This window comes from Actinoplanes sp. NPDC048791 (assembly GCF_040650095.1).
In the GTDB taxonomy this organism is placed as follows: Bacteria; Actinomycetota; Actinomycetes; order Mycobacteriales; family Micromonosporaceae; genus Actinoplanes.
Window position 1 is genome coordinate 1 of the sequence record NZ_JBEZGQ010001339.1, and the last position, 1933, is coordinate 1933.

Consider the following 1933-nt stretch of genomic DNA (forward strand, 5'->3'; position numbering starts at 1 on the left):
GCTCGACCGCCCCGGGCCCTTTCCGGCCGTGCCCGGGTGGCGGCGGGTCCGGCCGCGGTGATGGAGTTGCCCGCGGCCCGGCCGGGGCGGTGGTCGGTTCGCCCCTTTGCTGGCGCGTCGGGCCTCGCTGTCCGGGCTGAGTGCCGGTAAAAGGCCTGGTCAGGCAGGGTCTTGCGGGCGATCGGCCGACGTCTCGGACCGATGACGCGGGCATCGTGGAGCCGGATGCGACCGCCGTGTCCGCCTACCGGTGAGAGGAAGCCCACCATGACCGCCGAACCCCTGGGCGGCAGCGGGCTGCCCCGTCGCCGGCTGCTCGCCTTCGCGGCGCTGGCGTTGCCGGCTGCCTGTTCGACTGCGCCGTCCGCGGCCCCGCCGCCCGCTTCGCCGACCACTGTTGCCCCCGCGGCGTCGTCCGCCGCACCAGTTGCCAGCGCCTCGCCGTCGCCGTCCTTGTCCCCGACGCCAGCACAAAAGCCGGCCCCCAAGAATGCGGCGTCCCGGCGTGGCGGGCCCGTGCCGGCCGAGACCGGCAAGGCGATGTTCGGCTCCTACCTGGCGCTGAGCGGCATGTCGCTCAAGGAGAGCCTCGCGCTGCGCCGCCGACAGCTGGGCCGTGAGCAGCGCATCGTGCACGTCTTCTACCCGTGGGACGGCTACGTGCCCTCGTCCGAGCCGGCCGTGGCGTCCTCCAGCACGTTGATGGTGTCGTGGCACGGGGCGCCGTACCGGCGGATCGTCGACGGCTCGTCGGACCGGGTCATCGCCCGGGTGGCCCGCAGGCTGGCCGGGATGAAGCGGCCGATCCTGCTGCGCTGGGGCTGGGAGATGAACGGCGACTGGTTCGAGTGGGACGGCAGCCACAACGGCGACGACCCGGCCGGCTACGTCAAGGCGTGGCGGCGGCTGCACCGGATCTTCCGGGAGCAGGGCGCGGACAACGTCGCCTGGGTGTGGAGCCCGAACTGGAACTCGTCGCCGGACACCTCGTGGAACAGGTTCCAGCGCTACTACCCCGGCGACGACCACGTCGACTGGGTCGGGGTCTCCGGCTACGACTTCTTCTCCGAGTCGCCGCGCACGCTCTTCAGTGCGGTCGTTGCGGCGTACGGCGAACGCAAACCCATCATCCTGAGCGAGACCGCCGCGGTCGACCACGGCCGGGGCAGCAAGGCCGCGTGGATCAAGAAGCTGTCCTCGTGGGTCGAGGACACTCCCGCCGTCGGTGCGGTGGTCTGGTTCGACACCGACACCCAGGACGACAGCCCGCACAACTTCCGGCCGGACACCGACGACGCGGCGCTGGCCGCCTACCGGGCGATGGCGCGCAGGTCCCGCTTCGCCGGCTGAGGCTCGGGCGGGTCCGGCGGCCGGGCGTCGGAGCCCCACCGGGCGGTCATCCACCGTGCGACCCGGCGCCCGAACCGCTGCCCGGGCACCTCCACGAACCGGTACGTCAGCCAGGAGATCCCCACGACCAGGCCCAGGTACGCGGCCGCGACCGGCACCTCGGCCACGGCGGGCAGGCGCTCACCGAGCGGGATCAGCAGGGGTCGCAGCAGCACGATCAGCACGTAGTGCACCAGGTAGACGGAGTAGCTGATCAGACCCAGCCGGGCCAGCACCCGCGGCGTGCGCCGGCCCCGGGTGAGCCGGCCCAGCGCGACTGCGCCGCCGATGACGAGCAGTGTGATGACCGAGCGGGTCACGTACCGGGGGTTGAGCCCGCCGAGGGACGCCAGCTCGGCGATCCAGTTCACCATGAGCGCGGCGGCCATCACCGCGGCCACCGCTCCCGCCTGCCACCAGCGGATCCGGCCGTGGTCGGCGCGGTGGACCGCCGTACCGACCAGCATCACCGCGACGATCAGCAGGCCGTCCCAGACGTGGGCCGGATCCTGGCCCGCGACCAGCAACGTCACCGCGAGCCCGC

At 73.1% G+C, this 1933-nt stretch carries 2 protein-coding genes; one reads left to right on the forward strand and one right to left on the reverse strand.

The features are described 5' to 3' along the window. Positions 1-267 precede the first annotated feature (267 nt). A complete protein-coding gene (locus AB0C29_RS46080) occupies positions 268-1350 on the forward strand; it encodes a glycosyl hydrolase (RefSeq protein WP_360834374.1) in 1083 nt (360 codons plus the stop codon). On the opposite strand, the gene AB0C29_RS46085 is transcribed toward AB0C29_RS46080, so the two are convergent. Beyond that, positions 1311-1933: acyltransferase family protein (locus tag AB0C29_RS46085; protein WP_360834376.1), on the reverse strand; the 623-nt coding region annotated here is incomplete at its 5' end. The genes AB0C29_RS46080 and AB0C29_RS46085 overlap by 40 nt on opposite strands.